A 221-nucleotide genomic window follows, 5' to 3' on the forward strand; every position below is an offset into this window, starting at 1 on the left:
TGAGAACCAACAAGACGAAGAGTTGTGGTAGCCGGAAAACTACGCTCTCAATGGCCTGCAAACTGATGAGAACTGCCGAGGCAAATTGGCGAAGACTGAGAGGATTTACACTGCTCGCGGACGTTATCAAAGGGGTAAAATTCCGAGATGGTGTTCGCGAGCCTGAGGGAGATCAGCAGGACACAGCTTTGGATGCCATACACCAGATTTGACCATAGCTC

Annotated in this window: 1 pseudogene; it reads left to right on the forward strand. The window is 50.2% G+C overall.

What is annotated here, in order from left to right:
- Nucleotides 1-212: pseudogene (locus BZJ21_RS16580) on the forward strand (hypothetical protein); the annotation flags it as partial.
- Nucleotides 213-221 lie beyond the last annotated feature (9 nt).

Source organism: Salinivibrio costicola subsp. alcaliphilus, from assembly GCF_001996185.1.
GTDB lineage: Bacteria > Pseudomonadota > Gammaproteobacteria > Enterobacterales > Vibrionaceae > Salinivibrio > Salinivibrio costicola.